25 protein-coding genes, 1 tRNA gene and 1 other RNA gene are annotated in these 25,047 nt (G+C 43.6%); 15 read left to right on the plus strand and 12 right to left on the minus strand.

Annotated elements, in window-relative coordinates; all coding sequences use genetic code 11:
- Nucleotides 1-140: 140 nt before the first annotated feature.
- Complete coding sequence (locus tag ABI430_00410; GenBank protein MEO8637349.1) at nt 141-638, minus strand: hypothetical protein; 498 nt, start codon at nt 636-638, stop codon at nt 141-143.
- Between the two features lie 130 nt (nt 639-768).
- Between ABI430_00410 and ABI430_00415 the strand changes: the two genes are divergently transcribed.
- Nucleotides 769-1,737, plus strand: a complete 969-nt coding sequence (locus ABI430_00415; GenBank protein ID MEO8637350.1) for a phosphotransferase — start codon at nt 769-771, stop codon at nt 1,735-1,737.
- 71 nt (nt 1,738-1,808) lie between these two features.
- Here ABI430_00415 and ABI430_00420 read toward each other — a convergent pair.
- Nucleotides 1,809-1,895, minus strand: a tRNA-Ser gene (locus ABI430_00420).
- Nucleotides 1,896-2,191: 296 nt separating this feature from the next.
- Here ABI430_00420 and ABI430_00425 point away from each other — a divergent pair.
- The 7 genes from ABI430_00425 to ABI430_00455 all read left to right on the plus strand — a co-directional run bounded on the left by ABI430_00425 (nt 2,192) and on the right by ABI430_00455 (nt 10,200).
- Nucleotides 2,192-2,752 (plus strand): L-threonylcarbamoyladenylate synthase, encoded by a 561-nt coding sequence (locus ABI430_00425; GenBank protein MEO8637351.1) that lies wholly within the window; start codon nt 2,192-2,194, stop codon nt 2,750-2,752.
- 248 nt (nt 2,753-3,000) lie between these two features.
- Nucleotides 3,001-3,618: a hypothetical protein gene (locus ABI430_00430; GenBank protein MEO8637352.1), complete on the plus strand. Its 618-nt coding sequence runs from the start codon at nt 3,001-3,003 to the stop codon at nt 3,616-3,618.
- 394 nt (nt 3,619-4,012) lie between these two features.
- On the plus strand, nt 4,013-4,507 hold the full coding sequence (locus ABI430_00435; protein ID MEO8637353.1) for a DUF192 domain-containing protein: 495 nt from the start codon (nt 4,013-4,015) through the stop codon (nt 4,505-4,507).
- 420 nt (nt 4,508-4,927) lie between these two features.
- The gene (locus tag ABI430_00440; GenBank protein ID MEO8637354.1) at nt 4,928-7,732 is read left to right on the plus strand and encodes a ribonucleoside-diphosphate reductase subunit alpha; all 2,805 of its coding nucleotides are present in this window, start codon (nt 4,928-4,930) and stop codon (nt 7,730-7,732) included.
- 291 nt (nt 7,733-8,023) lie between these two features.
- The gene (locus ABI430_00445) at nt 8,024-8,401 is read left to right on the plus strand and encodes a hypothetical protein (protein MEO8637355.1); all 378 of its coding nucleotides are present in this window, start codon (nt 8,024-8,026) and stop codon (nt 8,399-8,401) included.
- 76 nt (nt 8,402-8,477) lie between these two features.
- Entirely contained in the window at nt 8,478-9,515 is a 1,038-nt protein-coding gene (locus ABI430_00450; GenBank protein ID MEO8637356.1) for a ribonucleotide-diphosphate reductase subunit beta, read from the plus strand.
- A 73-nt stretch (nt 9,516-9,588) separates the two neighbouring features.
- On the plus strand, nt 9,589-10,200 hold the full coding sequence (locus ABI430_00455; GenBank protein ID MEO8637357.1) for a non-canonical purine NTP pyrophosphatase: 612 nt from the start codon (nt 9,589-9,591) through the stop codon (nt 10,198-10,200).
- 95 nt (nt 10,201-10,295) lie between these two features.
- Here ABI430_00455 and ABI430_00460 read toward each other — a convergent pair whose 3' ends face one another.
- Nucleotides 10,296-11,051, minus strand: coding sequence for an IMP cyclohydrolase (locus ABI430_00460; protein ID MEO8637358.1), 756 nt, complete (start codon nt 11,049-11,051; stop codon nt 10,296-10,298).
- Between the two features lie 188 nt (nt 11,052-11,239).
- Between ABI430_00460 and ABI430_00465 the strand changes: the two genes are divergently transcribed.
- The 3 genes from ABI430_00465 to ddlA all read left to right on the plus strand — a co-directional run bounded on the left by ABI430_00465 (nt 11,240) and on the right by ddlA (nt 13,527).
- Nucleotides 11,240-11,785, plus strand: a complete 546-nt coding sequence (locus tag ABI430_00465; protein MEO8637359.1) for an NYN domain-containing protein — start codon at nt 11,240-11,242, stop codon at nt 11,783-11,785.
- Between the two features lie 101 nt (nt 11,786-11,886).
- An RNA gene (rnpB, locus tag ABI430_00470) (RNase P RNA component class A) lies at nt 11,887-12,365 on the plus strand.
- Nucleotides 12,366-12,444: 79 nt separating this feature from the next.
- Entirely contained in the window at nt 12,445-13,527 is a 1,083-nt protein-coding gene (gene ddlA / locus ABI430_00475; protein ID MEO8637360.1) for a D-alanine--D-alanine ligase, read from the plus strand.
- A gap of 94 nt (nt 13,528-13,621) precedes the next feature.
- On the opposite strand, the gene ABI430_00480 is transcribed toward ddlA, so the two are convergent.
- Together ABI430_00480 and ABI430_00485 are read right to left on the minus strand one after the other, a co-directional pair.
- Complete coding sequence (locus ABI430_00480) at nt 13,622-14,986, minus strand: phosphomannomutase/phosphoglucomutase (protein ID MEO8637361.1); 1,365 nt, start codon at nt 14,984-14,986, stop codon at nt 13,622-13,624.
- A 34-nt stretch (nt 14,987-15,020) separates the two neighbouring features.
- On the minus strand, nt 15,021-15,395 hold the full coding sequence (locus ABI430_00485; GenBank protein ID MEO8637362.1) for a YggT family protein: 375 nt from the start codon (nt 15,393-15,395) through the stop codon (nt 15,021-15,023).
- A gap of 59 nt (nt 15,396-15,454) precedes the next feature.
- On the opposite strand from ABI430_00485, the gene ABI430_00490 reads away from it, so the two are divergent.
- The 3 genes from ABI430_00490 to ABI430_00500 all read left to right on the plus strand — a co-directional run bounded on the left by ABI430_00490 (nt 15,455) and on the right by ABI430_00500 (nt 16,321).
- Complete coding sequence (locus tag ABI430_00490) at nt 15,455-15,685, plus strand: DUF167 domain-containing protein (protein MEO8637363.1); 231 nt, start codon at nt 15,455-15,457, stop codon at nt 15,683-15,685.
- A 65-nt stretch (nt 15,686-15,750) separates the two neighbouring features.
- The gene (raiA, locus tag ABI430_00495; GenBank protein ID MEO8637364.1) at nt 15,751-16,134 is read left to right on the plus strand and encodes a ribosome-associated translation inhibitor RaiA; all 384 of its coding nucleotides are present in this window, start codon (nt 15,751-15,753) and stop codon (nt 16,132-16,134) included.
- 1 nt (nt 16,135) lies between these two features.
- Entirely contained in the window at nt 16,136-16,321 is a 186-nt protein-coding gene (locus ABI430_00500) for a hypothetical protein (GenBank protein MEO8637365.1), read from the plus strand.
- Here the strand turns inward: ABI430_00500 and ABI430_00505 are convergent.
- From ABI430_00505 to ABI430_00530, 6 genes are all read right to left on the minus strand, one after another.
- Nucleotides 16,318-17,184, minus strand: a complete 867-nt coding sequence (locus tag ABI430_00505) for a methionyl-tRNA formyltransferase (protein ID MEO8637366.1) — start codon at nt 17,182-17,184, stop codon at nt 16,318-16,320. The genes ABI430_00500 and ABI430_00505 overlap by 4 nt on opposite strands.
- A complete protein-coding gene (def, locus tag ABI430_00510; GenBank protein MEO8637367.1) occupies nt 17,181-17,741 on the minus strand; it encodes a peptide deformylase in 561 nt (186 codons plus the stop codon). Before def ends, ABI430_00505 begins: the two co-directional genes overlap by 4 nt.
- 114 nt (nt 17,742-17,855) lie before the next feature.
- The gene (locus ABI430_00515; protein ID MEO8637368.1) at nt 17,856-19,742 is read right to left on the minus strand and encodes a hypothetical protein; all 1,887 of its coding nucleotides are present in this window, start codon (nt 19,740-19,742) and stop codon (nt 17,856-17,858) included.
- A 4-nt stretch (nt 19,743-19,746) separates the two neighbouring features.
- Nucleotides 19,747-21,261: a UDP-N-acetylglucosamine 1-carboxyvinyltransferase gene (locus ABI430_00520; GenBank protein ID MEO8637369.1), complete on the minus strand. Its 1,515-nt coding sequence runs from the start codon at nt 21,259-21,261 to the stop codon at nt 19,747-19,749.
- Between the two features lie 466 nt (nt 21,262-21,727).
- On the minus strand, nt 21,728-21,925 hold the full coding sequence (locus tag ABI430_00525; GenBank protein MEO8637370.1) for a hypothetical protein: 198 nt from the start codon (nt 21,923-21,925) through the stop codon (nt 21,728-21,730).
- Between the two features lie 162 nt (nt 21,926-22,087).
- Nucleotides 22,088-22,285, minus strand: coding sequence for a hypothetical protein (locus ABI430_00530; GenBank protein MEO8637371.1), 198 nt, complete (start codon nt 22,283-22,285; stop codon nt 22,088-22,090).
- Nucleotides 22,286-22,889: 604 nt separating this feature from the next.
- On the opposite strand from ABI430_00530, the gene ABI430_00535 reads away from it, so the two are divergent.
- A complete protein-coding gene (locus tag ABI430_00535) occupies nt 22,890-23,903 on the plus strand; it encodes a rod shape-determining protein (protein MEO8637372.1) in 1,014 nt (337 codons plus the stop codon).
- Between the two features lie 134 nt (nt 23,904-24,037).
- Here ABI430_00535 and ABI430_00540 read toward each other — a convergent pair.
- The coding region (locus ABI430_00540) for a hypothetical protein (GenBank protein ID MEO8637373.1) at nt 24,038-25,047 on the minus strand (1,010 nt) is incomplete at its 5' end.

Below are 25,047 nucleotides of genomic sequence, written 5' to 3' on the forward strand. Positions count from 1 at the left end.
CGAAATCGTTTCAACATTAAAAAAACAAGTTTTGTCCGAAAATGAGTTCGCGGAATTCCTTTTTAAATTTCATGTCAAATTTTGCGCACGCAAATCCCCGCCGTTTTGAGGAAACATATAAAACGGCGGGGATTGCTCCCTTAATTATAGGAATAGATAGAATTTAGAATTTTCTGAACTTCCTGAAATAAAGGATTGGAAGAATCAATTTTTGTCGTACAACTTCCGATTATCTCATCGCCGTGCGATGTTTGAAATTTATAAGTAAATTCTGAACCGTCATAAGCTGTTGGACAGATATCGGTAAAAGGCGTTTTTCGTAATGTTTTGTAATTACTATTTTCAATTAGATTCTGTAAATTTTTTACTTCACTAGCACCCAAATTACCACTCTTTTTACTACCGCTACCATCTTCTGTGGCAAATGTTCCGTCCTTACTGATTATGATTGTCGAGAAACACCCTCCGTATTGACATAAACCTCCACGGTCTTGAACAATCAGTAATTCTTTAGAGGTATTGGAAACGAAAGGCATTTCCGTTCTGTTTTTATAGATATATACACTCCAGCCTATTACCGTCAATGCAATAGCCACAAGGAGAACTGGGACAATAAAATCGTTTAGTGAGTTTTTCATATGTCTTAATTATACTACAAATAAACCGAGCACAATTTTCACCAACAAATGACGCTTTTTTGCCTTCATTTCAAGGAGTGTAGCATAGTTTTACATCAACATTTTCTAATCCCTTTGATATAATGACACAGTGAAAAAACTAGACCCCAAAAATCAAATTTCAGTTACTAAAGATACTATTTCGCAAATTCTGAAATCATTTGCTATTTTCGATTATACTTTTAAAACTGTGAGCGAAGGAATATCGAACACTTCTTTGATTATAGAAACACAAGATACGAAATACGTTTTGAGAATTTATGCAGTTGATAGAAAAGATGATAGCGATATTATCTTTGAAATACAGTTTCAAGATTACTTAAGAGCGCAAGGTATCCCAATTCCTTTGATTTATCCGAATAATTTAGGCGACGAGCTTACCATTACGGAGATAGAGGGAAAACGATGGCAGAGTATTCTTTCGGAATTTATAGAAGGGGAAAGCATCACTCCACATCCTTCTCTTGAACTGATGTCGGAACTGGCTACTCTTCAAGCTAAAATGCATCTGCTAGGAATAAATTATGCCCAAACAAAAAAACAGCCTAAGAAATTGTGGGAAGATTTACACGATGAACTAGCTGGAAAGATTCACAATCATCCTATTAGCAAGGACAAGAAAATAGTAGACTTTATCGAAAGGGTAAAATCGTATCGTTACCTACTTAGTCCTAAACTTCCGCACGGCTACAACCATTTAGATATAGATTTCGACGGAAATGTAATAACAAAAGACAATAAAATAAATGGGATTGTTGATTTTGAAGACGTTCAATATTCCCCAGTAATTGTCTGTCTAGGTTTTACCCTTTGGAATATTTTAAATGATCAAGGATTAGAAGCTATGAGATACTATTTAAAGGAATATGAGAAATTACGTCCTCTTAACAAAGAAGAATACGAGGTTCTTCCTCACGCCATTTTTTTTCGTAACTATGCAATAGGAATGATACGCTTGCTCTTATGGGAGGACACAACTGCAATGTCAGATTTCGAAGATATTCTTAGGTTGGAAAAGGAAATTCATAAGATTGAAATAGCAGGATTGCAACAAGTTTAATACCTGCGGAGGGTGAGAGATTTGAACTCTTGAAGGAATTTCTCCCTTGCCACCTTTCTCCCGATTCAAGGCGGAGACGGCGAGATTTGAACTCGCGAAGGATTTTATTCCTTACTCGCTTTCCAAGCGAGCGCACTAGGCCACTATGCGACGTCTCCGCCTTGAATCTGGATTGCGATTTACTACTAATCACTTTGTTCTTAGGTAAATCGGGAACATTGTAGCTATTTAACCGCTCTGGCATTCCTCAGCCGTAATATAGATAAACACAAAGTCAAATTTTGCGCACTATCTCCTTACAGGAGCTGTACACTCTTCACATTTTGAAACAAAACGTTCAGAGTCTTGCGATGCTCCATGTATTCGCATCTCACACCATGCGAACCATCCTAAATACCTCAACATCCTAACAGAAATTGGCAATATGGGTAAGACGGGATAGAATGAGATAACGATGATTACTTCAAAAGAGTTTGACCGAGAAATAAAAAAAATTATTAAAAAAGGCGGGGTGGGAGTGATTCCTACCGACACTCTCTATGGTCTTGTGGGAAGCGCGCTTCAAGAGGAGGCGGTGGAGAGAATTTATGCTCTCAAAAAAAGACAGAGCCGGAAACCGCTTATTGTTTTGATTTCAAGCGCGACAGAACTGAAAAAATTTGGAATTAGTGTAGACGAGAGCACTAAAAAAATTTTAAGAACTGTTTGGCCGGGACCCACCAGTGTCATTCTTCCCGTTTTTGGAGTAAAATGGAGATACCTCGATAGGGGAGAAGGCTCGATTGCTTTCCGAGTGCCAAACATTCCCGCCCTAAGAAAATTCTTGGCCGATGTAGGGCCGTTGGTTGCTCCCTCCGCAAACCCGGAAGCTTCGGAGCCTGCCCGCAATATTTCAGAAGCGAAAAAATATTTTGGCGACAGCGTGGATTTCTATTTCGAAGGGCGGAAGCTTTTCGGCAAAGCATCGTCTTTGATTTCAATAAAAAACGGAGCTATAAAAGTAATCCGAGCCTGACCAAAGCCTGACCAAAGCCTGACCAAAGCCTGACCAAAGCCTGACCAAAGCCTGACCCCAGCTGATTGAAGTCTGAATAAATTTATCCCGTTTTCTACATAAAATTGCAATAAAAATGTATCGAGGTGTATACTTTAAGCACGCTATAGCGTGGTTAAAGTATACAGGTTAATTGGTTCATTGTTTAACGCAAAGCTTAAAGTAGGGTCCTGCAGGCTTGCCTAAGGCTATCTACTACTCATCAAAATATGGTTATACATTCCGAAAAGGTGTCAGAGAGTCTCTCTGATTTGGAAGATCGAATCAGAAAAGACGTTCGACTTTCTAAAATTCAAAGTGCGGTGATTGCTTCCGTGGGAGCGGCAGCGGCTCTAGCGTTAGTGGCGCTTGCTCCAAATATTTTTCAAATTCTCAAAATTGGAAATCTTGATAAAAAAATGCGTCATAGAAAATTAACTGCTCTATCACGCGCTCGACACAGGTTGATTGAGCAAGGGATACTCTTACAGTCTGAAACCGAAAATGGTCCGACTCTCCGTCTCTCGAAGAAAGGGGAAGCCCTCTTTGCGGCAATTGAACTGAAGAAATTTAAAATCAAGATACCGAAGAAATGGGATAAAAAATGGAGGGTTGTTATTTTTGATATTAAGGAGAAAAGAAAGGGAACGCGAGATGAGCTTCGAAGTCTTTTACAAAAAATCGGACTTCTTCAGATTCAGAAAAGCGCATACATTTATCCTTATCCGTGCAACGAGCTTGTCGCTTTAATAAAAGCACATTATGGTGTGGGCGAGTCACTTCTCTACATGATTGTTGAGCAGATTGAAAATGACAGAAAGTTTAAAAGATATTTCGGCATTCATTAGCAAATAGTAATTCATAATTTGACTATCACGCTAGCTTTACAGCCAACTGTTATGCAACTTTAATCACGCTATCGCGTACTTCAAGTTGCTATTGGAAGCACAAAAAATATCTTAAAAAACGAAATAAATCCTTAATCTAAATCCTGTATCCTTAATCTTTAGTCCGGAGTCCATAATCCCTAATCCCTAATCCTAAATCCTAAATCCTAGATCCTATATCTTGTATCCTTAATCTTTAGTCTCCAATTCTTAATCCTACATCATCAATCGTAAATCTTGAGTCCTCATCACGCGTTATCCGAGAGATACTTTTTGTCTCCGATTTGCGCTTAGGAATCAAGGATTACATTTTGTAAAAAAGGTCATTTTTGTGGATTTATGATAAACTGTAGACATGAAAAAGTTTTTATTTTCAATACTACTCATCATTGTTATCCTCTGGAGCGCGTCTTTGATTTTGAAAGAGAGCAATATTTTTTCGATGGATGCGAATGGGGAATCTCTTGAAAATCAAGTGAAAAGCTTTGCGTCAAAGCCATTCCTATTGGCAAAAATTGGCTCGACGCCCATTATTCTTCAAGAAGCTGTCACAGGGTATGAAAGGACTCTCGGTCTTTCCGGAAGAGCATCGCTCCCCAAAGACCAGGGACTCTTTTTTGTTTTTGAACATCCGGATTTTAACTATATCTGGATGAAAGATATGAAATTTTCGATAGATATTCTTTGGCTCGATTCAAATTTCAAAATCACGGACATTGTGGAAGATGCCACACCCCAGTCTTTTCCAAACTCGTTCGCACCGAAAGAAAAATCTTACTACGTATTGGAAGTGAATTCCGGATTTGTAAGACGAAACGGAATTAAAATCGGCGACGCGCTTGAAATTTAGTAAAAGTAATTTCAAACTGAGAACATTTCCTCAAAAAGCTAAATGGAAATTTTCTTTTTTCATATTTTTTTAAAAAAATGCGCGTGATTAGCTATATTTGAGAGGATATTTTTTCGGAGCCGTGGACATTTTTTTCTTTTTATTTTTTGATGCGTAATTTGCTTGTCGCCCCATTTTTTTATTTACAATTTTAGAGTATACTGATAGAGAACTTATCGCGGAATGATTTCTGATTTTTTTGACCAGATTTCAAGGCACGTAAGTTCATCTCTGCCGTTTTTTTAAATCAGAAAGAGATTGTTCAGTTTTTAGACCCTCTCGTGAGGAACAGATTTTTTATGCTCGAAGTTTTCTTCACTCTTTCTTTCAAAAGTTAGATGAGATTTCGAGGCCCCAATTTAATTAGCCACATTTAGCATTATGAGCATATCAATCACAAAGCGGGACGGAACTCGCGTGTCTTTCAACGCCGACAAGATTAACCGATCTATCGAAAGGGCCTGTGCGGGGCTCTCGAATCCTGTCGGGATGGTAACCCAAATCGCCACAGAAACCCGTCTTACGCTCTATGATGGCATCAGCACCGACGAGATGGACCAGGCCACTATCAATGCCGCAGTCCAGAACATCAAAGAAGATATTGAATACGACCGCGTGGCAACCCGCCTCCTTTTAAAAACCGTGTACCGAAAAGTAGTCGGCGACTACGACAAAGACGATTCGCTCGATTTGGAGAAAAAGCACCGCGAAAGTTTTATCGAGTATGTAAAAAACGGAGTGAAGGAAAATCGCCTTCATCCCGATATGGTAGCAAAGTATAATTTGGAGGAACTTGCCCGAGCTCTCGAGCTTGAACGCGACGAACTTTTTACCTACGCAGGGCTCGATGGTCTTTTGAACCGCTACTCGATCAAAGATGTAAAACAAAATACCATCGAAGCTCCGCAGTACCTTTTTATGCGCATCGCAATGGGGCTTTCCTACAACGAAAAAAATCCCACCGAATGGGCGAAGCGATTCTATAATAAAATGTCGAAGCTCGAATATATCGCGGGCGGTTCGACCAACGTTTGCGCCGGCACTATCCGCTCCGCGCTCTCAAATTGTTTTCTTTTGGAAATTCACGACAACATGGAGCACATCGCCAAATCTGTCTCCGATGTCATGCTCCTTTCCAAAGGTTCCGGAGGCATCGGAGCGTCGCTCACCAAGCTTCGAGCGACCGGTTCGCCTTTGAAATCAAATTTTGGCGGAGTCTCGACGGGGCCAACCCCTTTTGCAAAGGTCATCGACACCGCCATTCGGGCAATCCAGCGTGGAGGCAAGAAAAAAGGCGCTCTTTGTTTCTATATGGAGAACTGGCACTTTGATTTCCCTGAATTTATCGATTGGAAGCACAACGCAGGTGACGATTACATGCGAATGAGGACTGCGAACACAGCAGTTTTTCTCTCCGACGAATTTATGAAGCGGGTGCGCGATGGGCACGAGTGGTACATGTTCGATCCGGCGGAGACTGCGGACCTAAACGAGCTTTACGGGAAAGCTTTCAGTCTTCGCTATCAAGAATATTGTGAAATGGCGGACGCGGGAATGCTTCGGACATATAAAAAAGTGCCAGCGGCAGAGCAATTTCGACAAATTCTAGTTGCCCTTCAGTCTACCTCTCATCCATGGCTCACCTGGAAAGACCCGATTAATGTGCGCGCTTTGAACAACAACACCGGTACTATCCACATGTCGAATCTCTGCACTGAAATCTGTTTGCCTCAAGACAAGGATAATGTGGCCGTCTGCAACCTCGCATCTTTGAACCTCTCCGCGCACGTGAATAACAAGGAAGTCAACTGGGGCAAACTTGAAGAATCAGTCCGGCTCGCGGTGCGCCAGCTCGATAACCTAATTGACATCAACAAGCTCCCGATTCCCGAGGCGGAAAAGTCGGACAAAGAAAATAGGGCAATTGGTCTCGGAGTCATGGGATTTTCGGACGCCATCGAAAAGCTCGGCCTCTCGTACGATTCGGAGTATGCGTGGGATTTTGCAGACAGGATTTTTGAATTTATAAGCTACATGGCGATTGATGAAAGCGCGAGCTTGGCAAAAGAGCGGGGGAGCTATAAACATTTTGCGGGCTCTGGCTGGTCGCAAGGCTTAGTTCCGATTGACACGCTTTCACGACTTGAAGCGGATCGGGGAATAACTCTCTCTATTTCGAAAGGGAGCAAGCACAAAGGATTGAACTGGGATATTCTCCGTGGAAAAGTATTGCAGGGAATGCGGAACGCGACTTTAATGGCTGTTGCTCCGAACGCGAACATCGGACTCGTGGCGGGCACTACTCCGGGCATTGACCCTCGTTTCGCGCAGGTGTTCTCGCGCAATAAAATTTCGGGAAAATACATGGACATCAATCACAACCTAGTGAAGGACCTCAAAAACATGGGTATCTGGGAGAAGGTCAAAGACACCATCATCGAGAACCAGGGGGACATTTCAGAAATTGACGAAATTCCGGAGCATATCAAAAATATTTACAAAACTTCATTTACCACTTCGCCTCATTCTTTTATCGAAGTTGCTTCGCGAGCCCAGAAGTGGGTGGACCAGGCTTTGTCTCGGAATATGTATCTTGCCACAAGGGATATTGAGGAAACAATGAAAATATACACGGCGGCCTGGGAGAAGGGGCTCAAGACCACCTACTACCTCCACATGAAGCCTCGCCACACTGCCGAGCAGTCGACAATCAAAGTCAATAAGACCGAAAAATTGGGCAAGAAGGGCTTTGCCGCAGTGAGGTCTCTTATTTCCATTTCTACAAAACCGGAAATCGCCCCTTTCGCGCAGCCGCTTCAGAAATCTCTACCGGTGGATTTGCCTTCTCCCGTAGTGCAATCTTCGGAGACGAAAGCGGAGTCAAAAAAAGATTCCGTTTCTAACCCTCCTCCCGCAAGCGCTCCAATCAAATCTTTTGAAATAAAGGCCACGTCCAAGGGTTTCGCGTCGCTTTCTTCTCTCGTGGTAGAGACTGTCTCGAGAGAAAGAAGTGCGGGTGACGAAAATGAGGAAAGTGTCGGGTCTTCCCCGGGGCAACATTCAAACGCATCTACTCCTGCAGTTTCGAATCTTCCAGCTGAAAATTCTTCTCAAAATTCGGGAGAGATGCCAAAAGTTTGCCCAGTCGACCCGTCTGAACTTGCGCAATGTGAGGGATGTCAGTAGAATTCAATTATTGTATTTAATAGAAGGAATTAACTAATTCATAAAAATATGGACCAAACACATCAAGAGGAAACAGCCCCTGTTTCAAAAAGGGAAAAACCCTTTGTCTGCCCAGTTGACCCTGCAGAGCTCGCACAGTGCGATTCCTGTCAGTAATTAACTAAATTTTGGCCGATTTCTTCGTTGCAAACGAATTTTTCTCCCGCGCAGTAGGTTAACTACAGCTTAGTCAAAAAATTCATTTGCGCCTCGAACTCGTCTCAAAATGTATTTAATTACGAATCGAACTTTATGAAAAAAACTCCCCAAAAAAAATCTGAAAATATTGCAGGTCTTCTGAAATTGCATCACGAAGATATGAAGAGGTATGTCGGAGCACAGAGTGAAATTTTTCAAGAAAAACTTGACGGAGTCGTCGAATTAACAATGTCGACACGCGAAACGGTCATTAAACTTTCTGACGATGTCGGAACACTTACTGGAAAGGTTGGAGTACTTACTGGAAGAGTAGATAAACTTTCTGACGATGTCGGAACACTTTCTGGAAAAGTTGATAGACTTTCTCTCGACATGACCGAAGTAAAAATGCTCCTGGTAAACAAGGCCGACAAAAAAGATCTCCGCGCCCTCGACGTGCGTGTCGGCGTTTTAGAAAAAGCAAAAAAGTAAAATTATTTTTTATGCTCCCGTATTTTATAATCTTAAACTTATCAACCTAAAAACTTATTAAATAACACCTACTCCCGTGCCCTTAATCGGAAAAGCATCGCCAGAAGATACAAACCTGCATCCCTTGAAATACAAGTGGGCTTATGACCTGTATAATCAGGCTGTCCGAAACACATGGTTTCCGCACGAAATCGCTCTCAAGGAGGATTTGGAAGATTGGGAAAAGATGACTGAGGACGAGAGGCATGCGGTGAAATTCCTGATGGCGTTCTTCAACCCCACCGAGCTCATCGTCAATCGCTCGCTCGCTTTGGGCGTTTACCAGTATTTGAAATCTCCGGAGTGTCATCTTTATCTTGCCAAGCAAATGTGGGAAGAGGCGAACCACTGCGTCGCGTTTGAGTATGTGATTGAAACATTTCCATTTGACAGGGAAAAAGTGTTCGGTATTCACCTAAACGTTCCATCAATGCGGGCAAAGGAGGATTTCGTAAATAAATATTTGAAGCGCATGACCGAGGACACTCTCGATATTGAAACGGTGGAGGGCAAGAAAGATTTTATTCGAAACTTGGTCGCGACAAACATTGTTATGGAAGGCACGTGGTTTTATTCGGGTTTTATGGTCGCGCTTTCATTTCGACAGCGCAACCAGCTTCGCAATTTCGGTTCGATGATTACCTGGGTGCTTCGGGATGAGAGTCTGCATTTGCAATTCGGAATCAACTTGGTACACGCGGTCCTGGAAGAAAACTCCGAGCTTCTGACCGAAGATTTTGCGAACGAAATCAGAAAAATCGTGATAGAAGGGGTGAATCTCGAAGTTGCGTACAACAAAGACCTCTTTCCGAACGGAATTTTGGGATTAAACGCCGACTATGTGAACCAGTATGTTCAGTATGTTGCCGACCGTAGGCTCGAAGAGCTCGGACTCGAGAAGGCTTACAACGTCACGAATCCCGCCAAGTGGATGTCCACGGCCACCGACGTTTTTGAACTCGTCAACTTTTTTGAATCTCAAAACACGAGCTACGAGGTGGACTCCCACGCGCATACCACAACTCCAAAAAAGGACGGAGATGCGGGAGCGGAACAGGGGACACTCATTAAGTAGTCTCATTGCATCCGGTCTCTGTTGTCATTCCCGCGAAAGCGGGAATCTAGATTTTAGTGCACACGTAAGTCCTATGAAAAAAGTATTTCTCGCGACTAACAACGAAGGTAAAATTCAACGATTCAGAAGGCTTTTGAAAAGTCCGGGCTTTCAAGTTGAGTTGTTTACACCAAAAGATGTTGGTCTCTCGGAGATTAAAGTCGAGGAAAAGGGAAAAACGCTAGAAGAAAACGCCGAGCTTAAAGTTCGCGCGTATTTTGGCAAAGTAGATATGTCGATTCTTGCAAATGACACAGGTTTTTATGTGGAAGGGAAGGGTTTTATTGACGCTCCAAAAAGACACGCACTGAAAGGAAAAGAAGAAAACAAAATGTCAAAAGAGGAGATTTCAAAGGAAATGTTAGAATTTTGGAAGGGTATAGTGACAAAGTATGGGGGCAAAGTTGATGCAGCATGGGTAGAAGCATTTGTTGTCATCCACCCAAATGGAAAAGTAAAGAAAGCTACCTCACGAAGAGAAATAATCTTGACCGACCAGGAATTCGGGAAGCCTCATATTCAAATGCCTTTACGCGCGCTTTATATCTCAAAGACGACGGGGAAGCCAGCTATTCAGCATTCTCCCGAAGAAGAGCTTATAGAAATGCAGCCAGTTATCGATGCTCTCACGAAGGTTTTGTCGTAAATTGTTTTTCTACCTATTCTCTTATTTCTCACGAATAGAGGATATAGAATAAGAGAATAAAAAAAGACCATTCCCTCGGAGAATGGTCCTACGATTTACCCGAGCTTGGGGTATTTGTTCCTGATGTGAAATCTTGCCTTGCCGGTGGCAATCTCGATTTGCTTCACCGCGATTGCCACCCTGTTATCCTCGTTCAACGCCCCCCAGAATCGATCGAGAATCGTTCCCTGATTGCCTGAAAGCGACATCAAAATAGGCTCGCCTTCGAATGCGGGGAGAGGATTTCCGTCTCCCGCGTAGGTGGTGATGCAGTAGCCAAAGCCGTCAGGAATATTGTCGTACTCGAAGAAAAAACGTTCACAAGAGCTGTCCGCTATGGATTTTCTTAAAATCGACAACTCGAATCGCGGATTCATTTTGAGTGAGCAAACTCCCGTGATGCGCGGTGTGTCATTTGGCGGATCCGCTTCGTATTGCCAGTTTCGCAGAATTTTCGATAATGGATTTTCGCAATTAATCCCATTCATCACCGCGTCAGTCTGATGTCCATTGCTCACGACGAAGTTCACGCCGTCATCACGCATAGCGCTGTAGATGATGTTCGTAGTGTCCTTGCCCGCCATCTTTTTAAGGTCCGCGGGGGCTGTAAACAGGTGACCTCGTTCTCCATCGGCGCAAAAAATGCGATTTCTGCTTTCCTCACTTCGTCCCGACATCCAGTATATCTCTTCCAGATAGTTCCCAGTGTCGTCAGGGCCGATTATGAGTCCCCGGCCGGGATAGCTATTTGCTCTCAACGAATTCAGGTTTCGCTCTGCCCGCAATGTCAACGATGTCAGTATGTCGTTCATATTTTGTTTTTCTCTTGGGTTGGTTTGACTCCCAAAGTTGCTTTCTTCAGGCATTCTATGAAGATTCGAAATGCAAGTCAATAAATAATCAACTACCCATGCCAAAGTGAGCGAGGTTGACAATTATTATAAGAAGTGGTATTATGGTTCCTGGTCTTACAACGGTGATCATTTCGAAGTTTGAATTTATGAAAAAAATAGACGTGTTCGTTGACTTGGAAGGCGTGGGGAGGATCGAAGGCTATAGAGACTTTCCTTCAAAGATCAAATTCATTGCGAATGGGCTTACTGATGCGTTGTGCGACTGTGGGTTTACCATTTCATCAACGCAATTCTTTGCCTGTTACAAAAGGCCACGTGAGGTAATTCCCCCTGGATTCCAGACTAAAGTATGCGAAGTGGCCGCTGCCTTTAGATGTAGCATGCATTGGAGCAATTGTATTGCAGACACGGCGCTTATTGCGCGCATCGAGTACTTACTCGTGAGCAATGCTTTGTCAGAGGCAGTCATGATTATCGCCAGTGACCATGATTTCATCGCTATCATAGACAAGCTGAGGGCAAACGGCCGATACGTTTTGGTCTCCGGGACCAATATGAATAAGAGACTTCAAAATCATGCTCACAAAGTTGTGCCGTTGAATGAGCTGTTGGATGTTACGAAGAATGGTGAAACCGGCAAATATGACGCCCATTTTTCGAGTCCTTTGTGGAATCCGATACCGCTACCTTAGTTCATTTTTGATGTCCTGCGCATGCCCATGCGCAGGACATTTTCATTTGAAGAATGCATACAGGATATTGCCATATTGCTAGCATGTGGTATAATTATAATGCTTTATATCAGATAGTTGCGTCCGCCTCAGGCGGATGAGGAAAGTCCGAACACAGACTCTTCGTAAGAAGGGTAAAAGGGTAGCGGGTAACGCCCGTCTAGGGTAACCTACGAGGTGCGAACAGAGACGCCGAATGCCGAAAGGCATGAGGCGCCCAGCATTTTCAAAAAGTGCTGGGCGAGTTCTTATAGCAATATAAGAGTTGCAACGGCTAAATCCTTACTTCTGTGCAAGGCCGTGCCGAGCATCAGAAATGGTGCTCGGAGTGCCGCTAGAGGTGAGTGGCAACACTCATCGGAGATAAATAACTATCGCCAATTTTGTTCACCATAGGTGGATACAAAATTGAGTCACGCCAGAGCTTAGCGTAGGCGGTCGATACCCGCCTTCGTCAGGGACTTCGGCGAGGTACTCGATTTTGCAACACCTACGGTGAGCAAAATCGGTACAGAATTCGGCTTATAGATATAAAGTACATGACACAATCCGCCCTAAAGGCGGATTTGTCTTGTCGCTTTTGTTTGGTAAATTTCTTAAATGGACTATACTATTTTAATATGAAAAAGAAGATTAAAGTTGGAATATTGTTTGGAGGAAAATCCGCCGAGCATGAAGTATCGGTGCGCTCGGCAAGGAATGTGCTTGAGGCAATGGACAAGAGCAAGTACGAGCCGGTTTTGATTGGGATTGATAAGAAGGGCAGGTGGCATATGAGTGCAGATTCGAAAGCATTGCTTCACCGAAAAAGTCTGGAGTCCGGCGAGGTGAGTAACTCGGACAGCGTCGCTCTTGTTAATGAAGGCTCTGGGAAATTGACGGGTTACACAAACCTGCAAAATGAAATATCTGTGGACGTTGTTTTCCCCATTCTTCATGGGCCGTTTGGAGAGGACGGCACAGTGCAGGGACTTTTAAAGCTCGCGAATGTTCCGTTTGTAGGCGCGGGGGTGCTCGGCTCTGCAGTGGGAATGGATAAAGATGTTATGAAAAGATTACTTCGAGATGCTGGGATTCCGATTGGGAAGTTCCTTACATTTAAAACGGGAGACAAAATTGATTTCAAAAAAGTTAAATATGAGCTCGGACTACCGATGTTTGTGAAGCCAGCAAACATGGGCTCTTCGGTCGGAGTTTCAAAAGTGAGAAACGAAAATGAATTTAAGAAAGCAATAAAAACCGCTTTTGATTTTGATTTGAAAATTTTGATAGAGCAGAATATCGAGGGCAGGGAAATTGAATGCGCGGTTTTGGGAAATGAAAAACCGATTGCGTCGGTGCCTGGAGAAGTTGTACTTACAGATGATTTCTATTCTTACGAAGCGAAATATATTGACGAGAATGGGGCAGTAATTGAAATTCCCGCAAAGCTGGACAAGGTAACCGCAAAAAGAATTCAGACAATTGCTATTAAAACCTTCAAAGCTCTTTCCTGCGAGGGTCTGGGACGAGTGGATTGTTTTATAAAGAACGGAGATATTTTGGTAAACGAAATCAACACCATTCCCGGCTTCACGAGCATCAGCATGTACCCGAAGCTCTTCGAAGTGTCTGGAATTTCCTATAGCAACCTCATTGATCGCCTCATTACTCTTGCCATCGAACGATTCAAAAAAGAGCAAAAACTTAAGACTTCATATTAGTTGTTTCATCTATTCTCCTATTCTCACGAATAAGAGAATAGTTCTCATGTTCATTATTTTTAAGCTACAGCTTAAAAATAATGAACAAATATGTTTATTTTTCACTATCGATTAGTTGGGTGAGCTCGGCGATTTTTTCGTCAAGCGTTTTTTTATCTGTGGATTCGATATTGAGACGTATGAGTGGCTCTGTGTTTGAACCGCGGAGGTTAAAGCGCCACGAGGGGAATTCGAATGAAATTCCATCGATTTCTTCAAATTTTCCTTTTTGTGTGTCGTAAAATTTTCTGACAGATTCTAGGACGAGCTTTACGTCTTTTACCTTAAAATTAAGTTCGCCCGGGGTGTGATATTTTTCTTTGTATGGTCTCACGAGTTCCCCCAACTTTTTCCCTGTCGAGGAGAGCTCTTCAAGGATAAGTAAGAAGGGAATCATGCCGTTGTCGCAGTAAAAGTTATCTTTGAAATAATAGTGAGCGCTGTTTTCTCCCGCGAAGAGTGCATTTTCTTTCCTCATCCTCTCCTTGATAAACGTATGCCCGACTTTATTCGTGAGAAAAATACCGCCCGATTTCTCGACTTCTTCTTTGATTGCCCAAATGAGACGGGGGTCGGAAATTACCTTTTGACCCGACACATTCACGGCTCTAAGCAGGATTTTTGCCAACAATGCGGTAATGTAGTACGCATGAATAAATTCTCCATTTTCGTCAAAAAAGAAACAGCGGTCAGCATCGGCATCCCACGCCACGCCAAAATCCGCGCCGGTTTTTCTTATAAGTGCAATCGTTTCGCTTCGATTTTCCTCTCGAAGCGGGTCGGGCGGACCCTTAGGAAATTCTCCATCCGGTTTTTCATTAAGGAGGACGAGCTCGATTGGGGAGCCTTTCACAAGCTCTTCTGCCACCATGCCCGCCATGCCAAAGTTGCCGTTCGCGACAACTTTCATTGGCTCGAGTCCGCTGAAATTGACGAAAGTTTTTATATGTTCGATATACGAAGGAAGAATAGCATATGAATCAAGCGTTCCGGATTTGCCTCTCACATCTATGTCCGAATTGTGTAGAATGAGGTCTCGTAAATCAAAAATTCCGCTGTCAGAACTTATCGGGTAGCTGTTCTTTAATACCAGCTTGAGGCCGTTGTATTCTTTTGGATTATGTGAAGCAGAAACTATGATTCCTCCGTCACTCTCAAGTTTTACCACCGCGAAGTACATCATATCTGTTCCCGCGCGACCGATATCTGTTACCCGCACGCCGTTTTCGGTGAGGCCTTTGACCAGTGATTCTTTTAGGGATTTTGAACTGGTTCGAACATCTTCTGCCACCACTACATTTTTGACATGAAAATGCTTGACGTAGGCTTTTGCAATCAAGTAAACTGCCTCCTCGTTGATTTCAGAAGGATAAATACCTCGAATATCGTAGGCCTTAAAAATTGCAGGATTTATAGGCATGTGCTTTTACCTTCTCGATTAGAACCTATAGGTTCTACGAGTTCACTTTTTCGTCTTGTTGCTCCAACTTCACCTCCGCCTCGACATTTGAAACCGGTTTTCCGATAAGGAAGAGTTTGACGATAGCTACCGCAACGACCCAATACACAAGCATGGCAAGAAGTGTTGTCCATTCAAATACGGAGCCCAAAACTTCGGGGGAATGAACGACGTAGAGGAAGGGGAGCGCCAAAGGGTAAGAAATCGAATAGACGAAGTTGGTAAATCCGGCGGGGTTGGCGCCAATCAACTTCAAAATCAGTCGAAACATAAGAATAATTTCTATAAGATAGAGAATATACCACACAATCTGCGTGCCCTTATAGATGGGCTTCACATTTTTGCTATCCGAGTTTACAATAGTAGACATAAAGATAATTAAAGTTAATAATTTCCCTACTATCTTACCATAGGTTACTCTTAAATAACATGTATATAAAAGTCCGGGCGCAAGCGGGTGTTACACGGGAAAAGATTATAGAGAAATCGATGACTCACTTTGAGATTTGCGTGAAAGAGATGCCAATCAGGAATTTGGCAAACAAGAGAATTATTGAAATCATTTCCAAAAAATTCAAAGTGCCTCCGAATAAGGTGCGAATCATTAGCGGGCATCGGTCGCCTTCTAAAATTCTCTCAGTGGATGATGTTTCAGAATAGATAGAGAGATGATACAATCAGATGACACAGTTAGATAGAAAGAATTACTACTTACTTAAAATTTTGTGCTAAGGATACAAATAAAAGCCACCAACACCTCCCTCACTCCTGCCATCAAGGAGTATGTGGAGAAAAAAATCGGGTCACTGGAAAGAATGATAAAGCCCGATGACACGAGCGCCCTTGCCGATGTCGAGATTGAAAAAACTACCAATCATCACAAGGATGGGGAGGAATTGTTTCGGGCCGAAGTGAACTTGCGAGTTGGCAAGGCATATTTCCGCGCCGAGGCATCAAACTTTGACCTTTACGCGGCCATCGATTTTCTCAAAGATGAAATGCATCGCGAATTGAGCGTAAACAAGAGAAAGACGATACATATGATAAGAAAAGGAGGGCAAGCGATAAAAAATATTATAAAAGGTTTTAGTCGTTTTAAGAAAAAATAATATGCGAATTCAAATATCGTGGAATCCGAGGCAGTTAGCGGAAAGATGGGTTTCAATAACGGTGCTTATAGGCTGTACGCTCATTACTGCCGGTATCATTTATTTATCGTATACTGCGGACAACCTAGGGGAAAAATGGGCGTCGGGGAGAAGCAACGAACTTCAGGAAGCGGGTCTTAGTTATTAGAGGGGGGACTGCTTTTTCCAATCAGAGTAAGATATTTCTTTCCTGCCTTCCGGGGTGACTTTAAGGATTTCAAGTTTTCCATTTTCGAATTTTGCGTCCCGAATAATTACTCTTATTTGTTGGCCTTTTTTTTGCGAAAAAAAGTAGGGCTTCGGCCATTCTCTATACGCCTGGATTTTTCTCCAATTCGTCAATGGGTTCTCGCCCAAATCAATGAGGCCGTCCTCCTTTCTTATTTTTTTGGTGTAGCTCGCGTTGACGTGCTCCTGTTCTCTCGGCTGAATTTTCCCCGCCACAAAATCAGGAATGACCTCAAGAAGGAGTTTTCCTCCAATCAGGGAGAGCGCCTCGACAAGCTCGAAACTCGTAGGAAGGGGGTCGGGCATGGGATAAGTCGTAAGTCCTACTATCGGTCCGTGGTCGAGTTTTTCGTCCATGAGAACAACGGATACTCCCGTTTCAGTGTCTCCATTTAGGATTGCCGCTTCTGCCGGAATCGCCCCCCGATATTTCGGAAGTAGGGAAAAATGCAGATTCAGCGAGCCATTTTGGGGTAAATCAAGTAGCCAATTGGGCATCATTTTTCCATACGAGACGACAACTCCCAACTGGTACTTTTTTTTGGAAATTGATTCTCTGAACGAAGCGTCTTCCAAGTTTGAGGGTTGCAGAAACGGGATTTCATTTTCTATCGCCCATTGTTTTACTTCGGATGGAGAGAGTTTAAGACCGCGTCCTTTCGGCATATCGGGCGCGGTAACTATAAGTGAAGGGATAAGCCCCCCACCTTTTAGAATCTCGAGTATTTTCGCTCCTCGACGGGGCGTGCCGAAAAAAATGAATTTTATGGAAAGTGTGTTCATTTGTTAATCGATATTTCTTCGTCCGTTAGTTCTTTCACATCCACCGCTTTATCGATAAAAAGAATTCCGTTTAAGTGATCGATTTCATGTTGGAAGATTTGGGCTAGGAGACCGCTCGCGCCTCTTTCAAACAGTTTTCCATTTTCATCATATGCCCGTATTTTGGCTCTCGCGCTCCTCTCAATTTTTCCGAAGAGCGGACGGACGGAGAGACAGCCTTCATCAACCATCACCTTTTCTTTCGAGAGCTTTACGATGACAGGATTAATAAAAACTTCATTTTCGCTTTTGACGACTTTTTTCGTCGCCGGTGGGGAAAGAGAATCAGGATTGCTCCTTCTTCTTATTTTTTCCGATAGGTTGGGATCAATAATGAATAATCGAAGCGAGTATCCAAGCTGTGGGGCGGCCAGCCCCACTCCGTCGGCCTCCTTGTGAAGCGCTTCTTTCATTTCCTCGATAACTTTTCTTATTTTAGGGCTTACAATCTCATCTTCCGGGATTTCCTTCGCTATTTGCCGAAGGACTTTTTCATCTTTTTGGACGATTTTTTTCATGAAGCTAATACTATAATAAAACGTGTAACTTGTAACGTGCAGCGCAAAGCACAATCGAATATGAAAATTTTTGGATTTTCCGATGTTACAAGTTACCTGTTACATGCTGTGCGACTAGAGGAGACTCTCTGGGTCAACTTTCACGGTAAATTCTGGCGAGAGGGCGGTGAGTTTCAAAAGGAGCTCGGAATCGGGCCATGTGCGGGGCGAAACCCGTAAAAGCCCGTGCATAATTGACTTGCCGGCGAGACCTTTGATGAATGAAGGGAATATGTCGATGTTATAATTTGAAAGAGTTGCTTTTGCTTCGCTCATTTTTCGGACGATTTCGCTTTTCTGTCCCTCGAGGGAAATCTTCACCAGAATTGAAAAAGGGGGATAGTTGAATTGCTCTCTTTTCCCGATTTCATCGCGGTAAAATTCGAACAGATTGCCTTTCATCCCATATTCGAATACTTTTTGATCCGGGTTTCGCGTTTGAATCACAATTTGCTTATGAGTTACGGATCGGAGCGTGAGCAGAATCGACATGATTTTTTCGTTTATCCGGAAATCCGGGAGCGAGAAAAGAGCGTCAAGACTTGCGATTGCCGAATTTTCTATGGGGCGATCCAGATAGAGAAGCGCGAGCTCGGTTCCAAGAAGTATGCTTCCCGGCGAGGCAAAGAATTGATTCATCATTTTTTCCGCATTGCCGTGAGTAGTAACCTTGTCCTTATCCATGATAAATATTTTCACATCTCCATAGAGCGCCCTTATCTCTTCCCCCACACTGTCTATGCCTGCGCCAAGGGTGACAAGTTTCCATCCCTGGCAGACTTTGCACACCTCTTCTGGGTCTCTTCTCTCTCCGCATCTGTGGCACAGAAAGAAATTGCCTTTCTGGCTTCCATGAAGCACCATGTTCGCGGAGCATTTGTTGCAGGTGATTGTTTCTCCGCAATCACCGCAGACGGTGGTCGGGGAGAGTCCTTTGCGAGCGGCAAAAATGAACAGGTTTTCATTATTGGTTTTATTCGCTTGAATCAGATTCCGCAGTTCCTCGCTTACCAGAGTGAAATTTTTTGTAGAAGCTTTATACACTCTCATGTCCACCATTCTTTCTTCCGCAGAAGTCAAAGAGCGGAATTTGACCGGGGAAAGCTCCTGGAATTCTCCGTTTTTGTATCTAAAAAGCGTGGCGATGTCGATAAAGATATCTCCGACCACGAACTTTGCTTTTATTTTTTTTGCGAACATTTCCGCGAATACTCTGAAGTCAAGATAGGGGCGGGAGAAGGTCTTGTATCCCGAAGAATTTTCACGGTCGACTATAATCGCTCCCAAATCAGCCCGCGGATAAGATAAATATGAGCCTGTGCCTAGGATGAGAACCGGATGCTTTTCTTTAGTCAGTTTCGCAAGAGTCGAGCGCAGTTCGTTTTCACTAAGAGAGCCATGCAAGACAAATGTGTATTCCTCAATGCCTTTTTCCAATTTTCCCACCGTTTTCTTTATATCGTGAACGCTCGGTAGGCAGAAAAAAACAGACGATTTCTTGGCAAATTCTCCCCGAATAAAACTCTTGTAGTTTACAAATCTCTCCTCGTCTCCGGCCTGAAGAATGTACTTTTGATGAATTTTCTCTCCGAGAACTGGCTCCTGTGGCTCGATTTTTATTTTCTCGAGTTCCGCTAGGAGTCGTGCAGAAATAAGCGAGGCGAGCACGGACCCGGTTGTTGCCGCGAAATATCGCGCTGCCTCATTCGCGCTTTCCATGAATTCGGGAAGAAAGAAAAAATGACCCTTGCGTTTCGTTATTTTTTTTAATTGGAATTCCGCTTGGCGAAGTTCAGTCCTGTGCTCGCTTGCATCGTTTTTCGATATGACGATTGCCGGCACGATTTTTTTTCGCAGCGGCACTTCTATCACGGCTCCCAAAGAGATATCATCGCTCGTAAAATAAGTGAGCGTTTCCTTTCCTATTCCCCGTGAAATTGGTATCACCTCTATGATTTGCATATTTTTACAAATCTCTAAGTATCGAAATTCTCGCTCCGAGGGCGTTCAGTCGTCTCACAAGGTCTTCGTAGCCCCGGTTGATTGAATAAATATTGCGAAGCGTGGAAGTGCCTTTTGCTCCCAACATTCCGGCCAAAATGATGGCTGCGGGGCGAAGGGCGGGAGGGGAGACGATGTCGTTTGCCTGAAGCTCGGTGGGTCCCGTTATGTAGACTCGGTGCGGGTCGAGGAGGATTGTGTCAGCTCCGAGCTTGTCGAGCTCCTTGTAATAAATGGCGCGCTTTTCGTAAGGCCAATCATGAATCATTGTAACCCCCTTGGCTTTCGTTGCAATGACCGCAAAAAAAGGAAGATTGTCCATGTTGAGGCCGGGGTAGGGGCGGGGCTCGATTTTTTCTTCGAGGGCGGTTAGCTTCGAGGGGAATGTTTTGATGTCCACCAAATTTGTTTTGCCATTCTGCGATTTATACTTTGCCGATTTTGAAAATTTGAAGCCCATTTTCTCCAATTTCAAAAGTTCAAGCTCGAGGAAATCAATCGGGGAGCGCTTTATGGTAATCGCCGAATCAGTCATGATAGCCGCAGATATGAAAAACATCGATTCAATCGGGTCCTCGCTCAAATAGTATGTTACCGGCTCGTCAATTTTCTCTTTTCCGTGGACGACGAGCGTGGTGGTGCCGACACCGTCAATTTTTACACCCAGCTTTTCAAGGAAAAAGCAGAGCTCCTGAACCTGATAGTTGGCTGACGCCATTTTTATCGTCGTCACTCCGGGAATGCGAGATGCTACCATGATGGCATTTTCGGTGACCGTGTCGCCCGATTCGTAGAGAACGATTTCATTTGGAACCAGACCTTTGTGGCTCACTTCATACTCCTTCTCTTTCGCTTTAATGCTCACTCCGAGCTTCTCCATCGCGAAAAAATGAGGTCTCACCGTTCGCAAGCCAAGCTCACATCCGCCCGCCTGGGGAATCGAGAATCTTTTTTTAAGATGGATGAGAGGGCCGATTAACAGAATAATGCATCTCGTTTTTAGGGCGGCCGTTCTGTCTATTGTATCCATTTTGAGCCGTGACGGAGGAGTAATCACAAGGTCACTATCTCTCCACGCAACATGGACTCCGATGCTCTCTAGAACCTCAATGAGTCTCGCAACTTCTTCGATTCTAGGGACATTTTTGAGCGTGCTCGTGTTGCTATTAAGGAGCGCGGCGCAGATGACCGCTACCGCTCCGTTTTTCGAGTTCTTGATAGTTACTTCGCCCTTGAGTTTCCTTCCTCCTTCAATTTCGATAGATAAATTGCTGTCCGCAATGCGGATAATATCACGGCCCAACGTATCGCTAATTTTAATGAGCATTTCAGTTGAAAGATTCTGCTCACCGCGCTCAATGCGCGCCACGGCGCTTTGCGTCGTGCGGAGTTTTTTGGCGAACTCTTTTTGGGTAATGCTCTTCGCAACCCTTGACTCGCGAATGAGTTTTGCAATCGGCGCTAGCGGTGTTTTCTTCATTTATAGAGTATAGCATATATGAGATACGAAGCCAAGTAAAAAGTGAAAAGTGACACAAAACAAAGAGCAAAGCGACTATGTTTTGTGTCATCCCCGCGGAGGCGGGGATCCAGGATTATATTTTCTGTCATCCCCTACGGGGATTGTACACCTTTCAAATTCAGAAACTGAATGTTCAAGGTCTTGCCTAGCCCGTGCCGGTCGGCCGAGGGCGGAACTCCAAGTGTTCGTTCCTCACCCGCGAAAGCGGGAATACAGTAAAAAATTAAGTGATAATTTCCAAGGCGTAAATAAGATGATGGAGGTTTGGGAGTAATATTGATAATAAAAAAACACTTGATGCGGGAATCGAGTGCGGGTGCTTCGGTACGGGCGGGAGGTGAAAGTCAAAAGTGATAGTCAAAATTTATTCATAAAAAAACCGCTCATCTGTCGGGAGAGCGGCTTCATTTGATTGAGAATGGCTTTATGAGTCGATCAAGACCACACCCTTTGCCTCGAAATGTGCCGTAGTTTCTCCATTCGGTCCAGGTTCATGTTTGAACGTCACTATTCCGTTGCTGTCATATTGCGTAACGTATCCGGTGAAATGGTGTCCGCCGTAGAAATGAATCGTTATTTTTTTTTCGGTCTTTCCCACGAAGGTTTTCAGTGCTGATTGCATAGTGTTTTTGGTTTGAGGTTCGTAACTAACCGATTCGACAATAGCACCATATATTACTGGAGTCAATACGCGGAGGAAAATCAAAAGTGAAAGTCAAAATTTACTCATAAAAAAACCGCTCATCTGTTGAAAGAGCGGCTTCATGGTGGTAGAGAAGCTGGATTATCTTGGGTAAGAAATGGCTGCGACTTCTCCCGCTTCAATTATGGTGACGATTCGAGCATTACTCAATCCCTCGTCGATAGTGACAAGACCGTTGTCTACTTTCTCCACCCTTCCGACGAGTTTGACTCCGGACCGAAGTAGAAGGGTAACGTTGTACGTTTGTCCTTCGTGCTTCTTTATTTCAGTTGTTTGCATTTTTTTGAGTCGACCGTGTTTTGGTTGATGAGACGGGCTATAGTATAGCATAAGAGTTTTATATGGTCAATACTCTGAAAGAAAAGGTGTAACCCGCCCGAACGTGCCGTTTCGGTACGGGCGGGAGTGGAAAGTCAAAAATAAAAGTCAAAAATTACTCATAAAAAAACCGCTCATCTGTCGAGATAGCGGCTGCATGGTGGCTGTTGAACTGCTACCGGGGCACAGAAATAGCTACGACCTCCGGGGCTCAGAAATGGCTACGACCTCCTCTGCATCAACTGTGTTGAGGATTCCACCCAGACTTGGCCCGCTGCAGATGGTGATAGTAGAATTGTCCACTTTGGTTACTTCTCCGTAGAATTTGTGCCCAGACCGAAGAAAAATCGTTACGTTGTAGTTTTTTCCTTCGTGGGCCTTAATATGCGCTATGTTCATTTTTTTTGGTCGACCGTGTTTTGGTTGATGAGACAGGCTATACTATAGCATATGAGGGAGTAATGTCAATGGTTGGTGGTAAAAAAATCAAATCTAGCTATACTTAGTTTTAATCAGCTATTTTACCTAAACGCTAAACGCTTCCGTAACTAAACGCTTCTTATTTATGCGCTTTTTTTCAAAAAAACTCGGGATTGATCTTGGAACGGCGAACACGCTCGTTTTTTTGCCTGGGAAGGGCATTGTCTTGAATGAACCTTCTGTTGTAGCTGTTTCGGAGCTAGACAACAGGATTCTTGCCGTGGGGCTCGAGGCAAAACAAATGATAGGCAAGACTCCTGACAACATTACCGCCTATCGGCCCATGAAAGATGGAGTGATTGCCGATTATCGCGTGACAGAGGCAATGCTCCGCTACTACATTAAAAAGGCGCTCGGTCCCTGGAACATTTGGAAGCCCGAAGTGATGGTTTCGGTTCCTGCGGGGGTCACTTCAACTGAAAGAAGGGCGGTAGTAGAAGCGGCAATTAAAGCCGGGGCGAAAAATGCGTATGTGGTCAAGGAGCCGATTTTGGCGGCAATCGGCGCCGGGATTCCGATTCACGAAGCGAAGGGCAACATGATTGTGGATATCGGCGGAGGAACGACTGACGTCGCGGTTATATCTTTGGGTGGGATAGTTGCTTCCATGTCGGTTAAGTGCGCGGGAAACAGGATTGACTCCGCCATCGCGGACTACGTAAAAAAAACATTCAATCTCGCGATTGGAGATAAAATGGCTGAAGACATTAAAATTCAGATTGGCTCGGCGGTGCCTCTCGAAGAAGAGCTCTCCATGGTAATAAAGGGTCGCGATTTTGTCACAGGGCTACCTCGAACCGCGGAGGTCAAAACGAATGAAATTGTAAAAGCGATTGCGAAGGAGCTTCGCGACATGATAAAAGCCATCAAGGACGTTCTTCAGGAAACTCCGCCCGAGCTTTCCGCGGACATTATTGATTTTGGAATCATCATGACAGGCGGGTCCTCCCAGCTTCGCAATATGCCCGAGTTGGTCTTCCGAAGGACAGGTGTCAAAGCGACGCTCGCCAAAGATGCCCTCTACTGTGTCGCCAAGGGTACGGGCATCGCGCTCGAACATCTTGAGACGTATAAGAAGAGCATAATCGCCAAGAGATAAAGAAGTGTAACGTGTAACTTGTAACGTAAGAAGTGGGTTAACATCGAAGTTAAACATATCGACTCCGAGTGTTTTAAAGAGCAAATAGAAAAGTATTATCGCAAGTGGTAAGAGAAGAGATTACATTTATTTTTTTAAATCTTTTTTCCTCCTTTCTTTTCCGGATAATCTCTCAAGTATTTAAGCACGATATTGGTAAGCGGGTCGCCGAGGATTACTTTGCCATTCGCATCTCTCTCTAGCAAAGCTTCAATCTTTTGTCTTTTTGCATTTTTATCCTTATTTTTACTACTTTCCTTTACTTTTTTTACTAACTCATTCAAGAACATCTTTTTGTCTCCGCTTGTAGGATATGAAAGAACAATATCTTCGATTGGACGGATAAATATTCTAGCCAATTGCTTCGGTGTCAAGTCTTTTGGTGCTTCAACTTTATCTCTCAACACTCTTGCAACAATCTCCATCTTTACTCTTTTCAATCCAAATAGCTGAGGGAATGTCTCAAATATCTCAGGTGCTTTATATGTCGTAATTCCATAAGTATCAATTACTATTTGCGCGAGTTCAAGCTTTGGCTTGATGTTTTCCTCCATTGATAAGCCGAGGATGGATGGAGACTTCTCAATTAGAGCGACGGGATCAACAAACCCCGCATTCTTGAGGTCAGAGAGTTTAGGTATGGTGTTTTCCTCCATTGACAAGCTGAGGATTTGCGGAAACTTCTCAACCAACTTTACAGGATTTTCAAATCCCGCAATCTTGAGGTCAGCGAGTTTAGGTTTGATGCTTTCATCAAATGAATTGCCGAGGATTTGCGGATTCTTCTCAATTAGAGCGATGGGATCAACAAACCCCGCATTCTTGAGGTCAACGAGTTTAGGTTTTATGTTTTCCTCCATTGAAAAGCTGAGGATGGATGGAAACTTCTCAACCAACTTTACAGGATTTTCAAACCCAGCATTCTTGAGGTCAGCGAGTTTAGGTTTGATGCTTTCATCAAATGAATAGCCGAGGATATTCGGATTCTTCTCAATTAAAGTGACGGGATTTGAAAATCCTGCATTCTCGAGATCAACGAGTTTAGGTTTGATGTTTTCCTCCATTGAAAAGCTGAGGATGGATGGAAACTTCTCAACCAACTTTA

Source organism: Candidatus Taylorbacteria bacterium, from assembly GCA_039934295.1.
Lineage (GTDB): Bacteria > Patescibacteriota > Minisyncoccia > Phycocordibacterales > HO2-43-120 > HO2-43-120.

Coding starts and splice junctions, on each gene's coding strand:
- ABI430_00515 (MEO8637368.1), bottom strand. CDS start 19,742: ATGCAAATCATAGAGGTGATACCAATTTCACGGGGAATAGGAAAGGAA.
- ABI430_00505 (MEO8637366.1), bottom strand. CDS start 17,184: ATGAACACACTTTCCATAAAATTCATTTTTTTCGGCACGCCCCGTCGA.
- ABI430_00525 (MEO8637370.1), bottom strand. CDS start 21,925: ATGCAATCAGCACTGAAAACCTTCGTGGGAAAGACCGAAAAAAAAATA.
- ABI430_00435 (MEO8637353.1), top strand. CDS start 4,013: ATGAAAAAGTTTTTATTTTCAATACTACTCATCATTGTTATCCTCTGG.
- ABI430_00490 (MEO8637363.1), top strand. CDS start 15,455: ATGTATATAAAAGTCCGGGCGCAAGCGGGTGTTACACGGGAAAAGATT.
- ABI430_00485 (MEO8637362.1), bottom strand. CDS start 15,395: ATGTCTACTATTGTAAACTCGGATAGCAAAAATGTGAAGCCCATCTAT.
- ABI430_00455 (MEO8637357.1), top strand. CDS start 9,589: ATGAAAAAAGTATTTCTCGCGACTAACAACGAAGGTAAAATTCAACGA.
- ABI430_00500 (MEO8637365.1), top strand. CDS start 16,136: ATGCGAATTCAAATATCGTGGAATCCGAGGCAGTTAGCGGAAAGATGG.
- def (MEO8637367.1), bottom strand. CDS start 17,741: ATGAAAAAAATCGTCCAAAAAGATGAAAAAGTCCTTCGGCAAATAGCG.
- ddlA (MEO8637360.1), top strand. CDS start 12,445: ATGAAAAAGAAGATTAAAGTTGGAATATTGTTTGGAGGAAAATCCGCC.
- ABI430_00410 (MEO8637349.1), bottom strand. CDS start 638: ATGAAAAACTCACTAAACGATTTTATTGTCCCAGTTCTCCTTGTGGCT.
- ABI430_00480 (MEO8637361.1), bottom strand. CDS start 14,986: ATGCCTATAAATCCTGCAATTTTTAAGGCCTACGATATTCGAGGTATT.
- ABI430_00530 (MEO8637371.1), bottom strand. CDS start 22,285: ATGCAAACAACTGAAATAAAGAAGCACGAAGGACAAACGTACAACGTT.
- ABI430_00430 (MEO8637352.1), top strand. CDS start 3,001: ATGGTTATACATTCCGAAAAGGTGTCAGAGAGTCTCTCTGATTTGGAA.
- ABI430_00460 (MEO8637358.1), bottom strand. CDS start 11,051: ATGAACGACATACTGACATCGTTGACATTGCGGGCAGAGCGAAACCTG.
- ABI430_00445 (MEO8637355.1), top strand. CDS start 8,024: ATGAAAAAAACTCCCCAAAAAAAATCTGAAAATATTGCAGGTCTTCTG.
- ABI430_00440 (MEO8637354.1), top strand. CDS start 4,928: ATGAGCATATCAATCACAAAGCGGGACGGAACTCGCGTGTCTTTCAAC.
- ABI430_00465 (MEO8637359.1), top strand. CDS start 11,240: ATGAAAAAAATAGACGTGTTCGTTGACTTGGAAGGCGTGGGGAGGATC.
- ABI430_00425 (MEO8637351.1), top strand. CDS start 2,192: ATGATTACTTCAAAAGAGTTTGACCGAGAAATAAAAAAAATTATTAAA.
- ABI430_00535 (MEO8637372.1), top strand. CDS start 22,890: ATGCGCTTTTTTTCAAAAAAACTCGGGATTGATCTTGGAACGGCGAAC.
- ABI430_00520 (MEO8637369.1), bottom strand. CDS start 21,261: ATGAAGAAAACACCGCTAGCGCCGATTGCAAAACTCATTCGCGAGTCA.